This is a genomic window from Vibrio cyclitrophicus (genome assembly GCF_024347435.1).
GTDB classification, from domain to species: domain Bacteria; phylum Pseudomonadota; class Gammaproteobacteria; order Enterobacterales; family Vibrionaceae; genus Vibrio; species Vibrio cyclitrophicus.
The window spans coordinates 839180-860106 of the sequence record NZ_AP025480.1 but is presented as its reverse complement, the minus strand read 5'-3'; the positions used below and the strand labels follow the sequence as shown (position 1 = coordinate 860106).

Here is a 20927-nt window from a genome sequence, read left to right as displayed (position 1 = left end):
ATACTTCTCCATAAAAATTATGTGTCTATTGTACGTATTGAAAGGTTAAACGTCATCTCTCGCCATACCATTGATCACGATATTATTGTAACTAACCATACCGACTATCTTATTATCACAGACCACCGGAGCACGGCTGATACCAAAGCGCTCAAACAAACGAGCACAATACTTAACGTTCATATCTGCCGATACGCTTAAGGCTGGTTTTGTCATGATCTCATAAACATTTGTACGCTTTGGAGAGCGGTTCTTAGCAAGCACTTTCTTAGCAATATCGTTCATTAGTACAATGCCGTATTCATCATCCTCATGACGCTTGTCAACGATAATCGCTTTTACCTTGTGGTCTCTTGCCATCTCAATCGCTTCTAACACGGTGGTTAACCCATCGATAATCACATAAGTATTGGCCATCACATCACTTACTCGGATTTTTTCGCTGCTACTCATAGTTCATCCTCCACAACCTTGGTTAGCTTCTCTACTTGATGCGCAACCCCTACGGCATCTTCGACATCTATCTGTACCGCAATACCCTGTCCCGATTCTTGGTCAAACTCCCCCACTTCACTAATTCTTTCGAGAATATGCCTTGCTAGATGCTCCTCGACGACAAACAGCAGCACGTCTTTTTGAACCTCTAACGTCAAACCAAAAAAGGTACGTTTCTGGTTTAAACCTTGCCCTCTGGCATTGTTAATCACCGTCGCCCCGGTTGCTCCAGCATCACGCGCGGCGTCAAGTACGATGTCTGTCTTGCTCTCTTCTACAAACGCTAAGATCAGTTTAAAGCGCATCTTTACTCTCCTTAGAGGTGTATATACGGTTTAACCAATGAGTTATTTGGGCATAACCCATAACCGAAATAATTGGAAATAAGCTGGCAAATGCAATCAAGCCGAAACCATCGATCACTGGATTACGTCCAGGTACGGTTGAAGCAAGTCCTAATCCTAGCGCGGTCACCAAGGGTACCGTCACCGTTGATGTGGTTACACCGCCAGAATCGTATGCGAGAGGGATGATTAATTTGGGGGCATAAAGGGTCTGAATCACGACGATGACATAGCCGAAAATAATGTAGTAATGTATAGGGTCGCCTGCAACGATACGATAGCTCCCAAGAGATATACCAATAGCAACACCGAGTGCAACCGCAATTCTTAACCCGTTGATACTAATGCTGCCACCAGAAACTTGGTTCGCTTTAATCGCGACGGCAATCAAAGAAGGTTCGGCAATAGTGGTACTAAAGCCAATAAAAAATGCAAACAGATAAACCCAATAATAGTCAAACCACACCAACCCATGTCCTGAGCTGATCTTAAATTCCGATAAAAAGTTTGGCTCGGTCAACTGCATCGCCATCGTTTCCCCTAGAGGAAACAGGGCCAACTCTAGTCCCATCAAAAACAAAGATAACCCTAAAATGACGTAGAAAAAACCTAGCAATACTTTGGCTAAATTAGTCACAGGTTTACGCAGCACCACTAACTGAAAGCCAAAAATAATGACCCCAATTGGAATGACATCAGTCACGGTACCAAGAAAGGTATCCAAAAATTGCTGAAAGCTCATCATGTCACCACCATTCCATAAACCATCACAAACATCATCGGTAGCAAGGAAGCAAAAGCAATCAAACCAAACCCATCAATCATCGGATTACGTCCCTTGATTGCCGAAGCTAAACCAACCCCTAATGCTGTAACCAATGGAACCGTGATGGTTGATGTTGTCACCCCTCCAGAGTCATACGCAATGCCTATGATGTTCTCAGGAGCAAATGCAGTTAGCACCACGACACCAATATAACCACCAATAATCATGTATTGAATTGGCCAGCCTTTTAGGATTCGCAATACGCCGAGTAAAATAGCGATACCAACTGACAACGCCACAGTGAATCGTAAGCCATTCGCGTAGTGTTCCATTTCATCTAAAGAGTTAGGGATTACCCCTCCCTCAGCCGCGACTTCGGCCGCCTCGGCTGCTACCGCAGTTAATGCAGGTTCAGCGATAGTCGTGCCAAACCCCAAACAAAAAGAAAAGGTCAATAACCAGAACACGCTCCCCTTACGAGCAAATGCTTGAGCCATCGATTCACCAATCGGGAAAAGTCCCATTTCGAGTCCAAATATGAAGAAAGTGAGACCCAAAACCACCAGCAGCAAACCAATAAGGATAGAAAAGAGATGTGGAAGCGGCTCTTGGAGGACCGCGAGTTGAAAAAAAGCAATCACCGCGACAATCGGTAACAAATCTCTCAGACTGCCTAACATCGCTCGAAACAAAGCAAGCACTGCTGTCATCGTGACTCCTTTTGTTTGCGATTATGTTCGGTTATCAATTACTAATAATCATGGCAAATCCTTATCATTGCTTGTGTGACAAATATTACGCAGTTGGTAACCTATCTGAGTAAAGTTCATAAGTGTGATAAAGGTACATAGTCCATCATCAAAATTTAAATTCAGGTACCTGTTTATTGCGGTCGTAATTTCACTATCACACGATTGAAACCAACTGATCGTTATAGTTATTTTTTCGTATTGGTTGGCTATTAAAAACAAGCCATGTCTATAATTATGTTTAATAGGGAGATTGGTATGAAGATATTGTTAACTGGTGGTACTGGATTTATTGGCTCAGAATTGATCAAGACTTGGAACACTGATGACGTGACATTACTGACGCGGAGCCCAGAAAAAGCAAAGCAAAGCCTAAACCACCTTAATCAGAATAATCTTCATTACATTCAATCTCTGGATGAACTAAGCGATCTCAATGACTTCGATGTGGTGGTTAATCTTGCAGGTGAGCCTATCGCTGACAAGCGCTGGAGTTCAGAGCAAAAAGACAGGATTTGTAACAGTCGCTGGCACATTACGGAAAAACTGGTCGAATTAGTTCATGCCAGTAGCAACCCGCCTGAAGCTTTTATCAGCGGCTCAGCCGTCGGCTACTATGGTGATCAACAACAAAAGCCGTTTGATGAAACATTAGAAGTGGAAGATGAAAGCTTTCCTCATGAAGTTTGTGCTCATTGGGAAGAAATCGCCAAACGAGCTCAATCTGACAAAACGCGCGTTGTTTTGCTGCGCACGGGCATTGTTCTTGGCGAAAATGGCGGTGCATTAAAGAAAATGCTGACGCCCTACAAACTGGGAGTTGGTGGGCCTCTCGGCTCGGGGAAACAGTACATGCCATGGATTCACATGCTTGATATGGTTCGGGCCATAAACCACTTATTGTCGATCCCTCACGCTCAAGGAGAATTCAATCTGTGTGCCCCTCATCCCGTCACCAACAAACACTTTAGTAGGACATTAGCCAAGCAATTACGACGCCCGCATATCCTTTTCACTCCTAAATGGGCAATGTCGCTACTCATGGGTGAGTCTTCTTGTCTATTATTCGACAGCATTCGCTCTAAGCCAAAGAAGCTCACTGAGATGGGGTTCATTTTTAGTTATTCAAGAATCGAACCTGCTCTGAAAAACTTGTTACAACATCAAGACTAATTCTTTACCCTAGAACAATAGAAACTCTAATTAAGGATTAAGTGTGAACAAGTCAATTCTTATTACCGGTTGCTCAACGGGTATTGGCTACACATGTGCTCATGCACTTCAAAAGCGCGGCTTTAATGTCATCGCATCTTGTCGTGATCCACAAGATGTAAAACGTCTTCAAGACGAAGGGCTCACATGTATCCAACTGGATCTTTCCAACCAGGAAAGCATCGAGCAAGGCGCAAAACGAGCATTAGAACTGTCTCCGAACGGATTATACGGCCTCTTCAATAATGGGGCTTATGGCCAAGCTGGCGCACTAGAGGACTTACCAATCCAAGGACTTAGAGAGCAATTTGAAACTAACTTCTTTGGCTGGCATCACTTAGTTTGTCAAATTCTTCCTCACATGCGCGAGCGTGGTGAAGGGCGCATTGTACAAAACAGTTCTGTGCTAGGCTTTGCAGCAATGAAATATCGTGGTGCTTATAATGCATCGAAGTTCGCTCTTGAAGGATGGACTGATACCTTGCGCTTGGAGCTACATGGCAGTGGTATCCACATTTCTCTACTGCAACCTGGTCCGATTGAGACTCAATTTAGAACCAACGCCCTGAAAGCATTTAACAAATGGATATCGATTTCAGGTAGTGCACATCAAAAAGCTTACCAACAGCAAAAAGACCGACTCGAAAAAGAATCATCAAACAACGCGTTTGTTCTGCCGCCTGAAAGCTGCGTTGGGCCAGTATTTCATGCACTCACAGCCGATAAGCCCAAGCTAAGATACCGAGTTACGACCCCAACTAAAGTGTTCGCGATATTGAAAAGAATTCTACCAAGTCGCTTGCTAGACCCTATTTTGAGAAAAGCTGCATAAATTACTAACTTTGTATCAATAGTCGCAAACTTTAATGTAACGATGTAATTTTTCCGTAACAATAAGATGCCATGATTATCCTATCTCATCAATTATTCCCGATTGATGAATAGACTCTGGAAACTTCATGACTTTAAACCGCCTTAATTGGGTAGGTGTGGGTTTGGCTATTACGTTGTTTATTCTGTTTTGAGTATCTCACGCAACACCTCACTGACTACCTTTATGATAACGCTATGCCTTCCATGTAGAGACAACTACTTTACCAACATAGAAGCATAGCGTTTTTCTATATTTGTCTCTTTTTATCTGAGATAACAGAGTTAGATCTTGAAGTTACCAACTTATCCCCCCATATTTGCAACGTATCCATAAAACAACCCTCAAGGAACGTAAATGCAATCTCCGCATATTGTTGAACTTAATGAACAGAACTTTCGCCAAGTATTAGAAGGTTCGATGCAGACTCCTGTACTCATCCATTTTTGGGCACCAATGAGCCAAGAGAGCGCCCAAGTCATTCCTGAACTACAAACATTAACTCAGCAATACAACGGCGCTTTCACCCTAGCCCTATTGAATTGCGAGCAAGAGCAAGCCATTGCTAGCCAGTTTGGTGTACAAGCACTGCCAACCATCGCACTGTTTGTTAACGGTCAACCTGTCGATGGATTAGGTGGTCCTCAAAGCGTGGAAGCGATTGTGGAAATGCTAAGTAAGCACTTACCTAGTCAAGATGAGCTCGCTTTGCGCCAAGCTCTAGAGCAAATGCAAGCCGGTGAGCACACACAAGCACTCTCGGCAATGCAACAACTGCCAACAGAGTTAACAAACAAAGGTGAAGTAAAACTGGCTATCGCTGAATGCCTTTTAGAGACACAACAGTTTGAACTCGCTGAAACTCAGCTTGCCACTATCCCTCTCGAGTACCAAGACAACTACTATAAAGGCTTAGTCGCTAAGCTTGAACTTCACAAGCAAGCTGCTGACAGCCCAGAAATCCAAGCATTAGAAGCGGCTTTACAGCAAAGTCCAGGCGATGCGAAGACCGCTTCTGAATTGGCATTGCAATATCACCAAGTAAATCGTAGCGAAGAAGCTATGGATCTACTTTGGTCATTCCTAGCTAAAGATCTCAATACGCTCGATGGTGACATGAAGAAAGAGTTCATGGATATCTTAAGTGCATTAGGACAAGGTAACGCAGTTGCGAGTAAATACCGTCGTCAACTGTACTCGCTACTGTATTAGTAAAGCACACATATCACAGCGTAGTGTTTAGCTTATACCTATCTCGATAGATAACAAACCCTCAGCAGACCGTACGAATCGAACAACGTTAAATGGGCCATAAAATCAAGGTTTTATGGCCCATTTCTCATTTATAGATTTGCTCGATTTTTAAATATGAGCCAGTATGAGTAATGAACTATCAAAAACTTAAACTTACAAAGGATTTTGTATGGCTATTGATACATTAATTACCATCGGCGTCTTTACTGTCGTCGCAATACTGTTCATTTTCGCTGGAGTAAAAACGGTTCCGCAAGGCAACAACTGGACTGTAGAACGCTTCGGTCGTTATACACAAACACTCAAGCCAGGATTAAATCTGATCATTCCATTTATCGATAAAGTTGGACAACGCATCAGTATGATGGAGCGAGTTCTCGATATCCCGGCTCAAGAAGTCATCTCCAAAGATAACGCAAATGTGGTTATCGATGCGGTGTGCTTTGTACAAGTCATAGATGCCCCAAAGGCAGCTTATGAAGTCAATGATCTTGAGCATGCGATCCGTAACTTAACCCTAACTAATATCCGTACTGTGCTTGGTTCCATGGAGCTAGATGAGATGCTTAGCCAACGTGATATGATCAATACCAAATTGTTAAATATCGTTGATGAAGCAACAAATCCTTGGGGCGTAAAGGTTACACGTATAGAGATTAAAGATGTACAACCACCAGCCGATCTTACTGCCGCGATGAATGCTCAAATGAAAGCCGAACGTAACAAACGTGCTGATATCTTAGAGGCAGAGGGTGTGCGACAAGCTGAGATCTTAAAAGCAGAAGGCCACAAACAATCAGAGATCCTCAAAGCGGAAGGTCAAAAGCAAGCAGCAATCCTGCAAGCAGAAGCGCGTGAGCGTGCTGCAGAAGCAGAAGCGAAAGCAACAGAAATGGTATCAACAGCTATCGCTCAAGGTGACATGCAGGCAGTTAATTACTTTATAGCACAAGGTTACACCGACGCATTGAAGTCTATTGGCCAAGCTGAAAACGGTAAGATCATCATGTTACCACTCGAAGCAACTGGCCTAATGGGTTCTGTTGCAGGTATCGCAGAGATGTTTGCACATAAGAATGACAAGGGTAGTAAGGACTAACTTATGGTCGAATTACTAGAACAAGTAAACCATTGGCATTGGTTAGCGTTTGGTCTAGCACTGCTAGCACTTGAGCTGATTGGAACCGCTGGTTACTTTTTATGGATAGGGATATCTGCCATGCTCGTCGGTGCCCTATTAGGCGCACTACCGATCGGTTGGCAGATGCAATGGTTGTCCTTCGCGAGCTTCTCTCTTATTACCACTTGGCTGTGGTGGAGAAGGCAGTTGTCCAATGATAAACACTCTGATGCTGGTCGGGAACTGAATCAAAGAGATAAACAACTAATCGGAAGAACTACACGCCTTTTAGAACCAGTACAAAAAGGTAGCTGTAGAATAAACCTAGGAGATAGTTCTTGGTCTGCGATTAGTACACATGATGTTGCTGCAGGAGAGGAAGTCGTGATTACAGCTGTCGATGGCATTGTTCTAACAATCAGCCCAACTAAAGAATAATCCAGATGAGCTTCCAAGCCATAAGTGTTTTTACTTATGGCTTTTTCTCTACAAGCGAATCGATAATTGGACAATGGCTATTTGAGTCACCGGGACATTGTTCAACCCACTCTACTAAAGTCTTTTGAATTACCAGTAGATCTTCTATTTTTCTGTTCACTTCGTTTAGCTTGCTTTGCGCTTTTGCTTTAACATCGGCACTTTCTCGGCATGGATTGTCAGCTAATTCAACGAGTGCACGACACTCATCAAGCGAAAACCCAGCACTTCTCGCCTTAGCAACAATCCCAAGCTCTTTAATCTGCTTCTTATCGTAGCTTCTATAGCCATTATCAGAACGCAACGGCGCTGAGATCACCCCTTTGTCTTCGTAAAGGCGAATAGACTTCGTGGATAAGTTGGTAAGCTTAGCTGCTTCACTTATGTTCATGATATTACTCTAATAACCAGTTATATTTTATGTATTTATGAACCGTTACTGCCTTTGATGCAAGAAGAAATAATACACCGTTCATCCGCCCATGCATAACAAATATAATTTAAGAAAATAAAGTCTGCCATTTATAAGCGTTTTATTTTCAATAAAGGAAATACCTTCCATTTATTGACATTTCCAGTAACCACAAATCAATAAGTTACTGATTGATCTATTGAAATTAACTTTTGTTATTTTTCATTAAAAATTTTAATGTAACTTTGATCTTTCATAAACTATATACATAATTGAGTATTAAGCATGACGTTTAAATGCGATTTATTTTATTTTTGGTAAGTTTAAAGGATGGCAAACATGAAACTTTTAACTTTAACTTTAGCGTTAGCCTCAGTATTTATTTTTTCAGCTCCAACCTCACTTGCGCAGAATAACGCAGGCAAAGTATTTGGTGCAGGTGTCCAATGTACATTCAATGACGGAGCGGTAAAACAACTGCCCCGTGAACTATGCAAAGCATATGGTGGTACGCATCAATAATTACAGTGGGTAGGTTTAGGGAAACTGTTCCTTAGCCTACCTAAATTTGTAGAAGTCAGCACCAATGAATGCATCCCAGCCTCTTTGCCATTCAGTTTTGATCATCACCTCTTGAGGCATATCCACACATTGATCTGTGTATCTTGTTCCTTTGATACCTTTTTCAAACGCTTTGTAGGGGTCACAAAACTCTGATTTTCCTTTTTCATATCCAGCAAGATAGGCAGATTCATCAAACTCAACCTTTCCTTTAATATCTGCCAATGAATTATTGTCTATCGCATAACCATGACTTCCAAAGCGCTCCCCTTGACCATACCAAAACTCAGATGCAGTTTTCGGTGAAGAGGTACATGCAGCTAAACTAAAAGCAATTAATGTAATGGGAATAATACGTTTCATAAATATCTCCTAAAAAGCAAAAAAGCTGGGCAAATGCCCAGCTTTTTCTATTTCTTATCTAACTTACTTAACTCCGAAAGGAATTGTTAGAGCTAGTTTGAAATCAGTCTCGTCTTGGAAGGCATTAGAATAACCAGTCCAGTTTGGCGCGTCTGAATCATTAAAGAAGTTAGTGTAGTAGAAGCTGATGTTAGCATCTTTCAATGCACCGGCTTGAATTGCATAGTTTGCGAAGAAGCTGTATGCATACTCTACTAACTCATCGTAACCGTCTGCTTTCGCACCCGCACCGTAAGCACCACTTACACCAGCGCTGAAACCTGTACCACCAACATCAGAGAAATCACGAGTTGAAGATAAGAAGAAAGCATATTCGCCATCGTGGTTAAAGTCAGAACGGTTGTTCCACCAAACATCGTAAGCACCGTTTGAACCACCATACTGTTCTGTTAGACGGTAAGACATGTTACCAACATTGCCACGAGTATCTTCAGAGTCAGCAACTGTATATGTCGCTTCAGCACGGAAGCTATATTGCCCCATAGATTTAGATGTTAATAGCGCCGCTTGGAAAGCTGTGCTGTCAAATTGATTGTCATCATCAACTACGTATAGTTGTGGAGACCAAAATAGACCGCCGTCTGTTGTGCCTTTAACTTTAGCATGGAAGTTTTTACGATCCCCGTCAGTTAAACCACCGTAACCAACATCAAGTCCGATACCATTACTTAACGTATAGCGAGCACCCATTGAGTATACATCGCCTACATCTTTACCAGGGCTACCCCAGAAAGAACCGTCACGGAATTCATATGTTTCTTTGAACCAAGGTGCTTTGTACTGGTCTGCATAAACGAAACCAACAGAAAGATCGCCAAAGTTACCACCGATCTCACCACCACGGTATGTACCAGGAGCAAATGACCAGTTAACGCCCAAAGAACTAGGTACAGACGGTTGGAAGTAACCAAGTTGCGCATTGATGTTCTCGCCAAACTTGAATTTTAATGCTGCTTTAGCGAAAGAAACACCGTTGTCAGTTTGGTAAGAATCACAGCCTGTACTTGCACCGTAAGCAGAATCACAATCAAAGAAATTCATCTCGTGTTCAAATGAACCGCCAGTTTCTTCACCAGCCCACATGTCGAATGTGCTATACACTACTGCGTCAAAACCAACAACGTCAGCTACGTAACCTGAATGGAAACCTAAGTTAGCAAAGATAGAGCCGTGATCTAAGTTTGTTGTCTTAGCTGTATCGTTGCCATTTGCATCCACATTACCACGGTCACGAGCACGCATGAAAAAGTTTAGGTTACCGCTAATTGTTGATTCAGAGAAGAACTCTGATGCCTGACTTGCATACTCCGGACCGATTGGGTCTTCAGCCATAGCTGGAGCAGCAGAAAGTGCACCTGCCATTGCTGCCGTAATCGCAGATACTTTAAAAAATTTGTTTTCCATGGAATAAAACTCCTAAAAATGGATATAGCTGTTTGAATATTCCCCGCCTAAAGTTGGCCGCCGTAGAGAGAAATACCTTTTCTTGTTTGAGAACCCTAAACTCTGAATTCTCTATTTCCTTTCTGGTTATACACATAGTGTGCATCCATGGCATTAAGACTAACTTCGCCCTCAAAAAGATCAATGAGAACTTAATTTTCACCTAAAAAAATATGAGTTGGTGCAAATTTACTGGGTACTTAGTGATCTCGCTCGCTAATTTTAAAAAACCACAGAACAACACACAAAAACAAAATAAAAACAATAACTTAAAACAAAATGAGATTTCATAAAATTGATATGACTCGCAAATATTCTACAACTAGAATAGCATTTCATTAATATTGAGCGTCATCACTGTCCTGATTTTATAGTTCGTATAGATACAAAATTCTCAGCAATTAAAAAGCCTTAATTTTTATAGCGGACACAAAAAAAGCACTCCAGAGAAAGGAGTGCCTTTGAGCTTTTTTTATCTGTATTTACTTACGAAATGAGGGCTATTAGATCATCTTCTGTTCTTATTTCGATACCTAAATCTTGTGCTTTGGTTAATTTAGAACCTGCCGCTTCGCCAGCAAATAACATGTCAGTTTTCTTCGATACGCTACCCGTCACTTTCGCACCTAATGCTTGTAACGCAGCTTTAGCTTCACTTCGACCTAATTGGGACAATGAACCTGTTAACACAACGACTTTACCTTCTAATGGTAGATCTTGGTCATCCGCAACAGCTTCAATTGCAGGCCAGCTAACACCGAGCTCTAGCAACTGCTCGATTACGGCCCTATTTTTCTCTTGTGAGAAGAAGCTTGTGATATGACTAGCAACAATGTCGCCAATATCTGACACTTCAACCAATTGTTCATGTGTTGCTGTTTGAACTAAATCGAGAGTCTTGAAGTGTTGCGCTAAGTTCATTGCTGTCGCTTCACCCACTTCACGAATACCTAGTGAGTAAAGGAAACGTGCCAGTGTTGTGTCTTTAGCTTTGTTAAGAGCACTCACCACGTTCTGAGCTGACTTAGGCCCCATTCTATCAAGTACCGTAATCACACCTGCACTGAGCTTAAATAAGTCAGCTGGAGTTTCTACCATTTCACGATCCACAAGCTGCTCAATTACTTTTACACCAAGACCATCAACATCAAGTGCTTTTCTAGAGACAAAGTGCTTAAGCGCTTCCTTACGCTGTGCCTGACACACCAAACCGCCAGTACAACGCGCTACCGCCTCACCTTCTACGCGCTCAACAGTAGAGTTACATACAGGACAAGTATCAGGGAAAACAATGTCTGTAGCAGTATCAGGACGACGGTCTTGTACAACAGCCACTATTTGTGGAATAACGTCACCAGCACGGCGAATGATAACGCTGTCGCCCACCTTCACGCCTAAACGAGCAATCTCATCAGCATTGTGAAGCGTGGCATTACTTACCGTCACACCACCAACAAAGATAGGTTCTAGTTTAGCCACTGGCGTAATCGCGCCAGTACGACCAACCTGAAACTCAACATCGTTAAGTAAAGTAATCTCTTCTTGAGCTGGGAACTTGTAAGCAATAGCCCAACGAGGTGCTCGCGCAACAAAGCCTAAAGTTTCTTGTGCGGCAATGTCATCGACCTTAATCACCACCCCATCAATCTCATAGGCCAGAGCATCACGACGAGACATAATATCTTGGTAATACGCTTTCACATCATCGAGTGAAGTTAGCTGCTTGGTCTCTGGGCACATTGGTAAACCCCAGCCTTTAAGCTGTATAAAACGTTGGTAGTGACTAGTAGAGAGCTCAGCACCTTGCACAACACCGACACTGTACGCGTAAAAAGCTAATGGTCGCTTTGCCGTAATACGAGAATCAAGCTGACGTAGACTACCTGCGGCGGCATTACGAGGGTTAACAAAGACTTTCTCGCCTTTTTTCAACGCCAGTTCATTCAGTTTGTTGAAGCCTGCTTTTGGCATAAACACTTCACCGCGAACTTCAATGCGCTCAGGCCAACCTTCACCTTGCAACTTAAGCGGAATAGAACTGATCGTACGCACGTTTTCGGTAATGTTTTCACCTGTTGCGCCATCACCACGAGTTGCAGCTTGAACTAAAGAGCCATTTACATAGAGTAAGCTCACCGCTAAACCATCAAGTTTAGGCTCACAACAGAAAGTCTTGAGGTTTGCCGTTGGCGCTCTATCAGACATACGCTTATTAAACGCATCCAAATCTTCATCAGAGAAAGCATTGTCCAAAGAAAGCATTGGTATCTCATGAGTCACTTGCGTGAAGCCCTCTAAAGGCTGGCCACCAACACGCTGGCTCGGAGAATCTACCGTCACTAGCTCCGGGTTCTCTTCCTCAATCTTGAGCAACTGCTGCATTAAGCGATCGTATTCGACATCAGGGATCTCAGGGCTATCTTCTACGTAATAACGAACGGCATGATAGTGCAGAGTTTCTCTTAACTGCTCTAAGGTAACTTGAATCGATTCTTTCATATCATTCTCTGTCGTGATTGAAATATCAAAAAGGGCTCCCTTAGGAGCCCTTTTCTATAAATATAGATTATTTACAAGGCTAAACAATGAGGCTAGGCATTGGAAGCCGTCATAAAGTCTCTGATTTGTTTACGGTAGTCAGACAAGCGGTTTGGTGTCATTAAGTTACGTGACTCATCTAATACGTTACCGCCCATGTCGTCGGCAATTTTCTGAGCTGCACTGAGCATAACGTTGAAATTTTGATCAGCTTGGCCATAACAAGGCAGCGTCATAAAGAACGAAATACCTTTTGTGGTAAAGTCAGCAGGATCGTCGTGTTCTAGAGTTCCTGGTTGCATCATGTTCGCAACACTGAAAATAACTTTGGGCTTGGCACTAGATTGCGCAAAACAGTGATAGATAGACATCTCACCATAGGCTAAGCCGTTACTCTCCATACTACGGAAAAGTTCAGTACCAACAAATGGAATCTCTCCAGCGCAATGAACATTAAGAACAATCACTTCCAGACCTAACTCTTCATCTTGCTTAACTTCTTCAACAGGCGCAGCACTTTGTGTCACAACGGCTTCTGTTGTAATGAACGGCTCATTCGGCGTCAAGCGCTCGCTTTGAGTTAAAGGTCCATCAATCACCTCGTCTGACTTGTCATCAAAAGAACCATATTGTTCTCGGAAGCCAGCGTGATTTTCTCTCTGCTCATCAGTCAAATCAAAGCTTGGAACTTCATGTTCAACCACTTCTTCAAGCTCTTTAGGTTCTTCTACCTTGATTGGGTCTTCAACACTGAAAGAAGGAAAATCACTCAATTCTATACCATCTTCGTGCACTTCTTTTGTTTGTGGCGCGGTTAACGGATCTGAGTCAATCAGAGGATCCGTCGCAGATGGCGAAACCGCAAAATCCGGCTCTTTACGCTCTTTTCGGATTATCTCAAAATCATCTTCTGGGGCGAATGAACGGTTTGGGATAGTTTCTGCGTCATCTAAGCTATCGTTATCAAGCTTACCAAGCGGCTTATCACCAAACTTTGCTTTTCCTTCTTTTTTACTCGTCCACAGACCGTGAAACAATAATGCGGCGATAGCTAATGCGCCAACAATAATGAGTACAAATCGCAATTCCTGCATTTTTCGCTCTCAGCTTTCTTAGTCAACTAGCTATAAAGACGCTGTCACTAAGTTGGGTTAATTTGGCCAATTTCACTACTCTATCAAAAGTAGCCACTGTTTTAGAACAACTTAATACAATTAGTTCCTTACATGGTGTGATTTTCGCCACGCTTTTTTTCTTAATTTCGGTCGAGTACACTAGGGATGTTTGCTATTTAACCAAATTCACATGTGACCTAATTTAAATATGACTATTGAATCTGTTCCCCGCTCTGGCTTTGGCTACTTTATTTTCGGAATAAAGATCGCTTTGTCGCCGAGTATTCGTAAGTTTGTACTACTTCCTCTCATCGCTAACGTGTTACTCGTTGGTGGTGCTCTATTTTATATTTTCTCCAATCTGAACACTTGGATAGAAGGCTGGATTGGAGCACTGCCAAGCTTTTTGTCTTGGTTGTCATATATTTTATGGCCACTCTTAGTATTAACCGTATTGGCAACATTTTCGTATTTCTTTAGCACACTTGCTAACTTCATTGCCGCGCCCTTCAATGGTTTGCTTGCAGAAAAGGTAGAAGAGTTGCTCAGTGGCAAAAAAGTCAATGATGATGGTTTACTCGATGTTCTCAAAGACACTCCACGTATATTAGCGAGAGAATGGCGCAAACTTGTCTACGTTCTGCCAAAAGCGATCGGTTTATTCCTACTTTTGTTAATTCCAGCGCTAGGACAAACCGTTGCACCGTTTTTATGGTTTATCTTTACAGCATGGATGTTAGCGATTCAATACGCTGATTACCCATTTGATAACCATAAAATCAAATTTGATGACATGAGAAACAATTTGAAACAAAAACAAGGCAAGACCTACAGCTTCGGAGCGCTTGTTTCTGTGTTCACAACGATTCCAATTCTAAACCTCATCGTTATGCCGGTTGCCGTATGCGGCGCTACTGCGATGTGGGTTGCTGAGTTTAAAGACCAAGCGCTACGTTCTCGCCTATAAACTCCCTCAATTTTTAATAACTGCGCCTATCTTTTTTGAAGTTCTTATTTCCATAAAGATAGGCGTGAATTCTGCGACATATCTATATGATATAACTTTTTAATCCTTTTACCTTTTTTTCAAGTTGTTTAATCTAAATTCAAGCTAAACAAACATCGAAAGACACTAGACGGTAAAGTGATTGATATACTACGTTTAGTTCTGTCATTAAATGAAGGAATATCGCATGAGCAAGATCTACGAAGACAACACACTAACGATTGGTAACACGCCTCTAGTTCGCCTTAATAAAGTAAGCAAAGGCAATGTCCTAGCTAAAATTGAAGCTCGTAACCCAAGCTTCAGCGTGAAGTGTCGTATCGGTTCAAACATGATCTGGGAAGCAGAAAAAGCAGGTACTCTAAAACCAGGTATTGAACTTGTTGAACCTACAAGTGGTAACACAGGTGTTGCTCTTGCATTCGTAGCAGCTGCTCGCGGTTACAAGCTAACGCTAACGATGCCTGAATCAATGAGCCTTGAACGTCGTAAGTTACTTAAGGCGTTAGGCGCAAACTTAGTACTGACTGAAGCGCCAAAAGGCATGAATGGCGCAATCGCTAAAGCAGAAGAAATTGTCGCTTCAGACCCAGAAAAGTATCTGCTGCTTCAGCAATCCAACAACCCAGCTAACCCACAAATTCACGAGAAGACAACAGGCCCTGAAATTTGGGAAGCAACAGACGGTGAGATCGATGTCTTTGTCGCTGGCGTGGGTACGGGTGGTACGCTTACAGGTACAAGTCGCTATATCAAAGGCGAGAAAGGTAAAGCAATCACTTCAGTCGCGGTTGAACCAGCAGAGTCTCCAGTGATTGCACAAGCGCTTGCTGGCGAAGAAATCAAACCCGCTCCACACAAAATCCAAGGTATTGGTGCCGGTTTTATCCCTGGTAACCTAGATTTAGACCTGATTGACCGAGTAGAGCCAGTAACTTCTGAAGAAGCGATTGAGATGGCTCAACGCCTAATGAAAGAGGAAGGTATTCTAGCGGGCATCTCATCTGGCGCAGCAGTAGTAGCGGCAAACAGAATCGCGGAACTACCTGAATTTGAAGGAAAAACCATTGTTACCGTGTTACCAAGCTCAGGCGAACGTTACCTAAGTACAGCCTTATTTGCTGGCATCTTTACGGAAAAAGAGAACCAACAATAATATGTGGTCAAATCAATTTTTCGTCCAAAAAAGCCCCGTTTAGGGGCTTTTTTGTTGATCCCTGCCCCACCTTTGGTAATATCGGGTCTGTTTTATTTTTCGCTTCAAAATAAAAGAAGCAATAAACAAATTCTGAAAGTCATGAGTACTCAATAAAAGATGACCATGGCTGGATAAAAATTTATAACCAGTCTAAGTTCTAACACGAACATGGCGTACTAGCCTCTAGCGCATTTGGGCTAAAGCAGTTAAGCTAATCTGGTTACAAACTTACAAAAAATAAATTAATTGGGGTATATAAAATGTACGAGAAGCAAGTAGAAATCACAGCAGAAAACGGCCTTCACACTCGTCCAGCTGCACAGTTCGTTAAAGAAGCAAAATCTTTCGACGCTGACATCACAGTGACTTCTAACGGCAAAAGCGCTAGCGCTAAAAGCCTGTTCAAACTACAAACTTTAGGCCTAGTAAAAGGTACTAACGTTACTATTTCTGCTGAAGGCCCTCAAGCTCAGCAAGCAGTAGACCACCTAGTTGCTCTTATGGATCAACTACACTAATACGGTCTTCTTCTTTCAAAGCCATTTTGCATAGCAAAGTGGCTTTGTTCAAAATAGATAGCAATAAACGCGACATTAGTCGACGACTTAAAGTCACACATTCTCCCGTTTACAGTTGAACAACTAAGGTAAGGCTATGATTTCAGGCATCCTAGCATCTCCTGGTATTGCTTTCGGTAAAGCACTACTACTTCAAGAAGATGAAATTGTCCTAAACACTCAATCTATCTCAGACGATCAAGTTGAAGCAGAAGTTCAGCGTTTTTTTGACGCTCGTAACAAATCTTCTCAACAACTTGAAGTTGTAAAGCAAAAAGCACTTGAAACTTTTGGCGAAGAAAAAGAAGCAATCTTTGAAGGCCATATCATGCTGCTTGAAGATGAAGAGCTAGAAGAAGAGATTTTAGCACTCATCAAGAAAGACAAAATGCACGCAGACAACGCGATCTACACAGTGATCGAAGAGCAAGCTGTTGCACTTGAGTCACTTGATGATGAGTACCTAAAAGAACGTGCGACTGATATCCGTGATATCGGTACTCGTTTCGTTAAAAATGCACTAGGCATCAACATTGTTTCTCTAGCAGATATCAATGAAGAAGTTATCCTAGTTGCTTACGACCTAACACCATCTGAAACTGCACAAATCAACCTAGATTACGTTCTTGGTTTTGCTTGTGACATCGGCGGTCGTACATCTCATACTTCAATCATGGCACGTTCACTTGAGCTTCCAGCTATCGTTGGTACTAACGATATCACTAAGCAAGTTAAGAACGGCGACATGCTTGTGCTAGACGCGATGAACAACAAAATCATCATCAACCCTTCTGAAGCTGAGCTAGCAGAAGCTAAGAAAATCAAAGAAGATTTCGAAGCTGAAGCGGTTGAACTAGCAAAACTAAAAGATTTGCATGCTGAAACTCTAGACGGTCACCGTGTAGAAGTTTGTGGCAACATCGGTACAGTAAAAGACTGTGACGGTATCCTGCGTAATGGCGGTGAAGGCGTTGGTCTGTACCGTACTGAGTTCCTATTTATGGACCGTGACGCGCTTCCTACTGAAGAAGAGCAATACGTTGCTTACAAAGAAGTAGCTGAAGCAATGGAAGGCGAGTCAGTGATTATCCGTACTATGGATATCGGTGGCGATAAAGACCTACCATACATGGACCTTCCACAAGAGATGAACCCTTTCCTAGGCTGGCGTGCAGTACGTATTAGCTTGGATCGTCGTGAAATCCTACGTGACCAACTGCGTGGCATCCTACGTGCATCTGCACACGGTAAACTACGTATCATGTTCCCAATGATCATTTCTGTTGAAGAGATCCGTGAACTGAAAAAAGCAATCGAAGAGTACAAAGTTGAACTTCGCGCTGAAGGCCTAGCTTTTGATGAAGAAATCGAAATCGGCGTAATGGTTGAGACTCCAGCAGCTGCTGCAATCGCACACCACTTAGCGAAAGAAGTGTCTTTCTTCTCTATCGGTACTAACGACCTAACGCAATACACTCTTGCGGTAGACCGTGGTAACGAAATGATTTCTCATCTATACAACCCATTATCTCCTGCTGTTCTTACAGTAATCAAGCAAGTGATCGACGCATCACACGCTGAAGGTAAGTGGACTGGTATGTGTGGTGAGCTTGCTGGTGACGAACGTGCAACATTACTTCTTCTTGGTATGGGTCTAGACGAGTTCTCTATGAGCGGTATCTCTATTCCTAAAGTTAAGAAAGTAATCCGTAACTCTAACTTCGCTGAAGTTAAAGCGATGGCAGATGAAGCACTATCTCTACCTACAGCAGCAGAAATTGAAGCTTGTGTAGAAAAGTTCATTGCTGAGAAAACTCAGTAATCGCCAAGAGCTTAATAAGATTAGACGGCTAAAAATAGTCGTCTAATTTGTTAGATTGGTATAGTATATTCTACAGAATAAAACTAAACGTTAGGAGCATGACACAATGGGTCTGTTTGACAAACTGAAAAAGCTTGTATCTGATGACAGCGCTGATGCTGGTGCAATCGAAATCATCGCACCTCTTTCTGGTGAAATCGTAAACATCGAAGATGTGCCAGATGTAGTTTTCGCTGAAAAAATCGTTGGTGACGGCATCGCTATCAAACCAGCTGGCGATAAAATGGTAGCTCCAGTTAACGGTACTATCGGTAAGATCTTCGAAACTAACCACGCATTCTCTATCGAGTCTGACGACGGTGTTGAGCTTTTCGTTCACTTCGGTATCGATACTGTTGAACTTAAAGGCGAAGGCTTCACTCGTGTAGCTGAAGAAGGTCAATCAGTTAAAGCTGGTGACACTATCATCACTTTCGACCTAGCGCTTCTAGAAGAGAAAGCGAAATCTACGCTTACTCCAGTTGTTATCTCTAACATGGACGAAATCAAAGAGCTGAACAAGCTTTCTGGTTCTGTAACTGTTGGTGAAACTCCAGTTCTTAAAGTAACTAAGTAATTCTGATTACTTATCTGCTTTAATAAAAACGCTACCCAAGGGTCTGTCTCTTGATCACAAGTCTGGTTAATCAAGAGACTTAGCGAGTTCATACCCTTCAAGGATGGTTTGTAACCTGAACCATCCTTGCCATAACGTCTTTATGGAAGCGCGACCCGTTCGCTTGGTATTCTTCCAGCCACCTAACCGAGCAATACCATTGTAAGCCCATGATATATTGGGCGCTTCCTTCGGCAGCTGCTTTTTCTCCAACTTTAGCCACATTAACTTCCATGCTTTGCCTTTTAATACCTGCTCACAACTGGTCTTAGATAACTCATCGGACTCATTCATGAACCTCAACTGGAGTAAGCGAGTCGCGATAAAAGCTAAAATGACGCTGAGCCTTTCTAAGTTATCTTTACTCTGCATTCTCAGTTGCTCAACTTCAGTCCCTTCACTTTTCCAGACTTTATGAAAATCTTCTATTAGCCAGCGCCGCTCATAATAACTGACCATTTTGAGGGCCTCTTCTTTGCTCGTTATCGGCTCCGAAGTCAGTAAGTGCCAGGCTAGCTTATCGTTATTCTCTCCTTGTTCTATACATCCCACGTAGTAAAGCGGAATGTTATCGAACTCTTTCTTGTTTGCAGGAGACTTGAGTGTCACGGGGGCATATTTAATATCTAAATGAGCCTTGCGAGCTTTGCGACCGCCTTTTTGCGGTATTTCGAGCACTTTCTCCCCGGCTGATGACAGAGTAGATGCATAGCTATAAAGACGATTATCATGCTCTTCAATACAGCGGCTTTGCATGGAACGAACGAGGAATCTTTGTTGTTGCTCTCGCTTGTAAGTGAGGTATTCAAAGAGGTCGGCTTCTCTATCGCACACCGAAATGACATCCGACATTTTATCGCCAAGTCGCTCAGCGACATAGCGAGAGGCTTGTTCCCACTTATAACTTTCTTTCTCTTTGTATGGTCGAGTCGCATGCTGGTGTCTTTGACCTCGCTTTTCTATATCACGAGTCCAGCGCTGTTGTTCAATTAAACCAATCACAGATTGAGTGTCGGGCGCAAAAAGTAAGGTAGAGTGTACGAACATCGCTCGATGTCGATTGCCTTGATTGGAGTGTCCGAGTTCATCTCGAATACTGCGATGGGCGTAACTCAGAGAAGTCGTGTCTTCTAAGGCAAGAAGTGTTTGTTGCTTTAACGCTTCTTGCGCAGTGACATAAAACCCTGCCTCTGCGATATCTTCTGCTTTGATTTTCTCATTACGGATGAAGCGATAAGCCCCTTCCATTTCAGCCGGTGAGATAATGAGTTTCGAGACAGGTACGCCAGGTTGCTCGGCCAGTGAAGCTGCGAGAGCAACGAGTCTTTGAGTACGTCTTGGGTCATTAAGGTGGGCTTGACCGAACTGTTTTTGTGCCCAAAGGGTTGGCTCTATATAGGTCATGATAATCATCCTTGTCATTGCTTAGATGATCAGATCATAGAACCTAAAAATAGTTCAAAAAAAATCCCTAAGCATAGCTTAGGGATTTGTGTATAAGAGACAGACCCAAGGGTGGCGTTTTTTGTGCCTGTTATATTGATCGAGTTCCTTAAACAACGGTTCTGACTGCCGCTCTTCACCTCCTTGTAGACAGCCCCTCAATAAGCCACAGCAATACCAATCCTTAATTGCCAACTAACCGCACTACTTTGTTATTAAACCCAGTTAAACGCACCCTAGGCGCTGACCTTGCATGTTAGATAACGCGGTATAACTTCAGGTAGACACAGACCTCTGATATCTCGCTCAGATCGATTCTGAGATGACGACCAACGACTTCGATTCAGGTAAACAATGGATAACTACCTCTCTATAGTCGTCATTCCCTACAGCGAGGGACGAGCGTTATAGGGAATCTCGCTTTTGCTCCTTTCAGCATTACGGCACTTTCTCAAACTACACTCTT

General features: G+C 42.6%; 22 protein-coding genes. 11 read left to right on the top strand and 11 right to left on the bottom strand.

The window, feature by feature from the left end; translation table 11 throughout:
• Positions 1–45 precede the first annotated feature (45 nt).
• Genes OCW38_RS04075 through OCW38_RS04060 form a run of 4 tightly spaced genes read right to left on the bottom strand, consistent with a single transcriptional unit; the run spans position 46 to position 2315 of the window.
• Positions 46–453, bottom strand: coding sequence for a CBS domain-containing protein (locus tag OCW38_RS04075; RefSeq protein WP_010436692.1), 408 nt, complete (start codon positions 451–453; stop codon positions 46–48).
• A complete protein-coding gene (locus OCW38_RS04070; protein WP_010436689.1) occupies positions 450–800 on the bottom strand; it encodes a P-II family nitrogen regulator in 351 nt (116 codons plus the stop codon). Before OCW38_RS04070 ends, OCW38_RS04075 begins: the two co-directional genes overlap by 4 nt.
• Positions 790–1584, bottom strand: coding sequence for a DUF1538 domain-containing protein (locus tag OCW38_RS04065; RefSeq protein WP_010436686.1), 795 nt, complete (start codon positions 1582–1584; stop codon positions 790–792). The genes OCW38_RS04070 and OCW38_RS04065 overlap by 11 nt, the downstream gene beginning before the upstream one ends.
• Positions 1581–2315 (bottom strand): DUF1538 domain-containing protein, encoded by a 735-nt coding sequence (locus OCW38_RS04060; protein WP_016767475.1) that lies wholly within the window; start codon positions 2313–2315, stop codon positions 1581–1583. Before OCW38_RS04060 ends, OCW38_RS04065 begins: the two co-directional genes overlap by 4 nt.
• A gap of 297 nt (positions 2316–2612) precedes the next feature.
• On the opposite strand from OCW38_RS04060, the gene OCW38_RS04055 reads away from it, so the two are divergent.
• The 5 genes from OCW38_RS04055 (at position 2613) to OCW38_RS04035 (ending at position 7249) form a co-directional block, all read left to right on the top strand.
• Entirely contained in the window at positions 2613–3527 is a 915-nt protein-coding gene (locus OCW38_RS04055) for a TIGR01777 family oxidoreductase (protein WP_010436662.1), read from the top strand.
• Between the two features lie 43 nt (positions 3528–3570).
• Entirely contained in the window at positions 3571–4398 is an 828-nt protein-coding gene (locus tag OCW38_RS04050; RefSeq protein WP_016767474.1) for an SDR family oxidoreductase, read from the top strand.
• 396 nt (positions 4399–4794) lie between these two features.
• Complete coding sequence (locus OCW38_RS04045; protein ID WP_065612596.1) at positions 4795–5649, top strand: co-chaperone YbbN; 855 nt, start codon at positions 4795–4797, stop codon at positions 5647–5649.
• 211 nt (positions 5650–5860) lie between these two features.
• Positions 5861–6790 carry an SPFH domain-containing protein gene (locus OCW38_RS04040; RefSeq protein ID WP_010436654.1) on the top strand — a complete coding sequence of 310 codons (930 nt, stop codon included), beginning with the start codon at positions 5861–5863 and terminating at the stop codon, positions 6788–6790.
• 3 nt (positions 6791–6793) lie between these two features.
• On the top strand, positions 6794–7249 hold the full coding sequence (locus OCW38_RS04035) for an NfeD family protein (RefSeq protein WP_010436652.1): 456 nt from the start codon (positions 6794–6796) through the stop codon (positions 7247–7249).
• A 34-nt stretch (positions 7250–7283) separates the two neighbouring features.
• Here OCW38_RS04035 and cueR read toward each other — a convergent pair whose 3' ends face one another.
• Positions 7284–7679, bottom strand: coding sequence for a Cu(I)-responsive transcriptional regulator (gene cueR, locus OCW38_RS04030; RefSeq protein WP_010436650.1), 396 nt, complete (start codon positions 7677–7679; stop codon positions 7284–7286).
• Positions 7680–8039: 360 nt separating this feature from the next.
• Between cueR and OCW38_RS04025 the strand changes: the two genes are divergently transcribed.
• Positions 8040–8222: a hypothetical protein gene (locus OCW38_RS04025; protein ID WP_016767458.1), complete on the top strand. Its 183-nt coding sequence runs from the start codon at positions 8040–8042 to the stop codon at positions 8220–8222.
• A gap of 36 nt (positions 8223–8258) precedes the next feature.
• On the opposite strand, the gene OCW38_RS04020 is transcribed toward OCW38_RS04025, so the two are convergent.
• The 5 genes from OCW38_RS04020 to zipA form a co-directional block, all read right to left on the bottom strand.
• Positions 8259–8624, bottom strand: coding sequence for a DUF2799 domain-containing protein (locus OCW38_RS04020; RefSeq protein WP_261895185.1), 366 nt, complete (start codon positions 8622–8624; stop codon positions 8259–8261).
• Between the two features lie 63 nt (positions 8625–8687).
• Positions 8688–10088: an OprD family porin gene (locus tag OCW38_RS04015; protein WP_016767457.1), complete on the bottom strand. Its 1401-nt coding sequence runs from the start codon at positions 10086–10088 to the stop codon at positions 8688–8690.
• Positions 10069–10224, bottom strand: coding sequence for a hypothetical protein (locus OCW38_RS04010; protein WP_004734257.1), 156 nt, complete (start codon positions 10222–10224; stop codon positions 10069–10071). Before OCW38_RS04010 ends, OCW38_RS04015 begins: the two co-directional genes overlap by 20 nt.
• A 389-nt stretch (positions 10225–10613) precedes the next feature.
• Positions 10614–12626: an NAD-dependent DNA ligase LigA gene (gene ligA / locus OCW38_RS04005; protein ID WP_016767456.1), complete on the bottom strand. Its 2013-nt coding sequence runs from the start codon at positions 12624–12626 to the stop codon at positions 10614–10616.
• 92 nt (positions 12627–12718) lie between these two features.
• Entirely contained in the window at positions 12719–13759 is a 1041-nt protein-coding gene (gene zipA, locus OCW38_RS04000) for a cell division protein ZipA (RefSeq protein ID WP_016767455.1), read from the bottom strand.
• A gap of 229 nt (positions 13760–13988) precedes the next feature.
• Here zipA and cysZ point away from each other — a divergent pair, with 229 nt between their 5' ends.
• The 5 genes from cysZ (at position 13989) to crr (ending at position 18979) form a co-directional block, all read left to right on the top strand.
• Positions 13989–14747 carry a sulfate transporter CysZ gene (cysZ, locus tag OCW38_RS03995; RefSeq protein WP_016767454.1) on the top strand — a complete coding sequence of 253 codons (759 nt, stop codon included), beginning with the start codon at positions 13989–13991 and terminating at the stop codon, positions 14745–14747.
• A 226-nt stretch (positions 14748–14973) separates the two neighbouring features.
• Complete coding sequence (gene cysK / locus OCW38_RS03990; protein ID WP_261895181.1) at positions 14974–15942, top strand: cysteine synthase A; 969 nt, start codon at positions 14974–14976, stop codon at positions 15940–15942.
• A gap of 302 nt (positions 15943–16244) precedes the next feature.
• Positions 16245–16502 carry an HPr family phosphocarrier protein gene (locus tag OCW38_RS03985; protein WP_004734263.1) on the top strand — a complete coding sequence of 86 codons (258 nt, stop codon included), beginning with the start codon at positions 16245–16247 and terminating at the stop codon, positions 16500–16502.
• 136 nt (positions 16503–16638) lie between these two features.
• Entirely contained in the window at positions 16639–18363 is a 1725-nt protein-coding gene (gene ptsI / locus OCW38_RS03980; RefSeq protein WP_010436632.1) for a phosphoenolpyruvate-protein phosphotransferase PtsI, read from the top strand.
• A gap of 106 nt (positions 18364–18469) precedes the next feature.
• Positions 18470–18979, top strand: coding sequence for a PTS glucose transporter subunit IIA (gene crr, locus OCW38_RS03975; RefSeq protein ID WP_004737851.1), 510 nt, complete (start codon positions 18470–18472; stop codon positions 18977–18979).
• Positions 18980–19045: 66 nt separating this feature from the next.
• Here crr and OCW38_RS03970 read toward each other — a convergent pair whose 3' ends face one another.
• Positions 19046–20422: an IS4 family transposase gene (locus OCW38_RS03970; RefSeq protein WP_261894103.1), complete on the bottom strand. Its 1377-nt coding sequence runs from the start codon at positions 20420–20422 to the stop codon at positions 19046–19048.
• Positions 20423–20927: the final 505 nt, after the last annotated feature.

Coding starts and splice junctions, on each gene's coding strand:
- OCW38_RS03970 (WP_261894103.1), bottom strand. CDS start 20,422: ATGACCTATATAGAGCCAACCCTTTGGGCACAAAAACAGTTCGGTCAA.
- cysK (WP_261895181.1), top strand. CDS start 14,974: ATGAGCAAGATCTACGAAGACAACACACTAACGATTGGTAACACGCCT.
- cysZ (WP_016767454.1), top strand. CDS start 13,989: ATGACTATTGAATCTGTTCCCCGCTCTGGCTTTGGCTACTTTATTTTC.
- OCW38_RS04075 (WP_010436692.1), bottom strand. CDS start 453: ATGAGTAGCAGCGAAAAAATCCGAGTAAGTGATGTGATGGCCAATACT.
- OCW38_RS04040 (WP_010436654.1), top strand. CDS start 5,861: ATGGCTATTGATACATTAATTACCATCGGCGTCTTTACTGTCGTCGCA.
- OCW38_RS04025 (WP_016767458.1), top strand. CDS start 8,040: ATGAAACTTTTAACTTTAACTTTAGCGTTAGCCTCAGTATTTATTTTT.
- OCW38_RS04020 (WP_261895185.1), bottom strand. CDS start 8,624: ATGAAACGTATTATTCCCATTACATTAATTGCTTTTAGTTTAGCTGCA.
- OCW38_RS04055 (WP_010436662.1), top strand. CDS start 2,613: ATGAAGATATTGTTAACTGGTGGTACTGGATTTATTGGCTCAGAATTG.
- zipA (WP_016767455.1), bottom strand. CDS start 13,759: ATGCAGGAATTGCGATTTGTACTCATTATTGTTGGCGCATTAGCTATC.
- OCW38_RS04070 (WP_010436689.1), bottom strand. CDS start 800: ATGCGCTTTAAACTGATCTTAGCGTTTGTAGAAGAGAGCAAGACAGAC.
- OCW38_RS04010 (WP_004734257.1), bottom strand. CDS start 10,224: ATGTGTATAACCAGAAAGGAAATAGAGAATTCAGAGTTTAGGGTTCTC.
- OCW38_RS04045 (WP_065612596.1), top strand. CDS start 4,795: ATGCAATCTCCGCATATTGTTGAACTTAATGAACAGAACTTTCGCCAA.
- OCW38_RS04015 (WP_016767457.1), bottom strand. CDS start 10,088: ATGGAAAACAAATTTTTTAAAGTATCTGCGATTACGGCAGCAATGGCA.
- OCW38_RS03985 (WP_004734263.1), top strand. CDS start 16,245: ATGTACGAGAAGCAAGTAGAAATCACAGCAGAAAACGGCCTTCACACT.
- OCW38_RS04060 (WP_016767475.1), bottom strand. CDS start 2,315: ATGACAGCAGTGCTTGCTTTGTTTCGAGCGATGTTAGGCAGTCTGAGA.
- crr (WP_004737851.1), top strand. CDS start 18,470: ATGGGTCTGTTTGACAAACTGAAAAAGCTTGTATCTGATGACAGCGCT.
- OCW38_RS04035 (WP_010436652.1), top strand. CDS start 6,794: ATGGTCGAATTACTAGAACAAGTAAACCATTGGCATTGGTTAGCGTTT.
- cueR (WP_010436650.1), bottom strand. CDS start 7,679: ATGAACATAAGTGAAGCAGCTAAGCTTACCAACTTATCCACGAAGTCT.
- OCW38_RS04065 (WP_010436686.1), bottom strand. CDS start 1,584: ATGATGAGCTTTCAGCAATTTTTGGATACCTTTCTTGGTACCGTGACT.
- ptsI (WP_010436632.1), top strand. CDS start 16,639: ATGATTTCAGGCATCCTAGCATCTCCTGGTATTGCTTTCGGTAAAGCA.
- ligA (WP_016767456.1), bottom strand. CDS start 12,626: ATGAAAGAATCGATTCAAGTTACCTTAGAGCAGTTAAGAGAAACTCTG.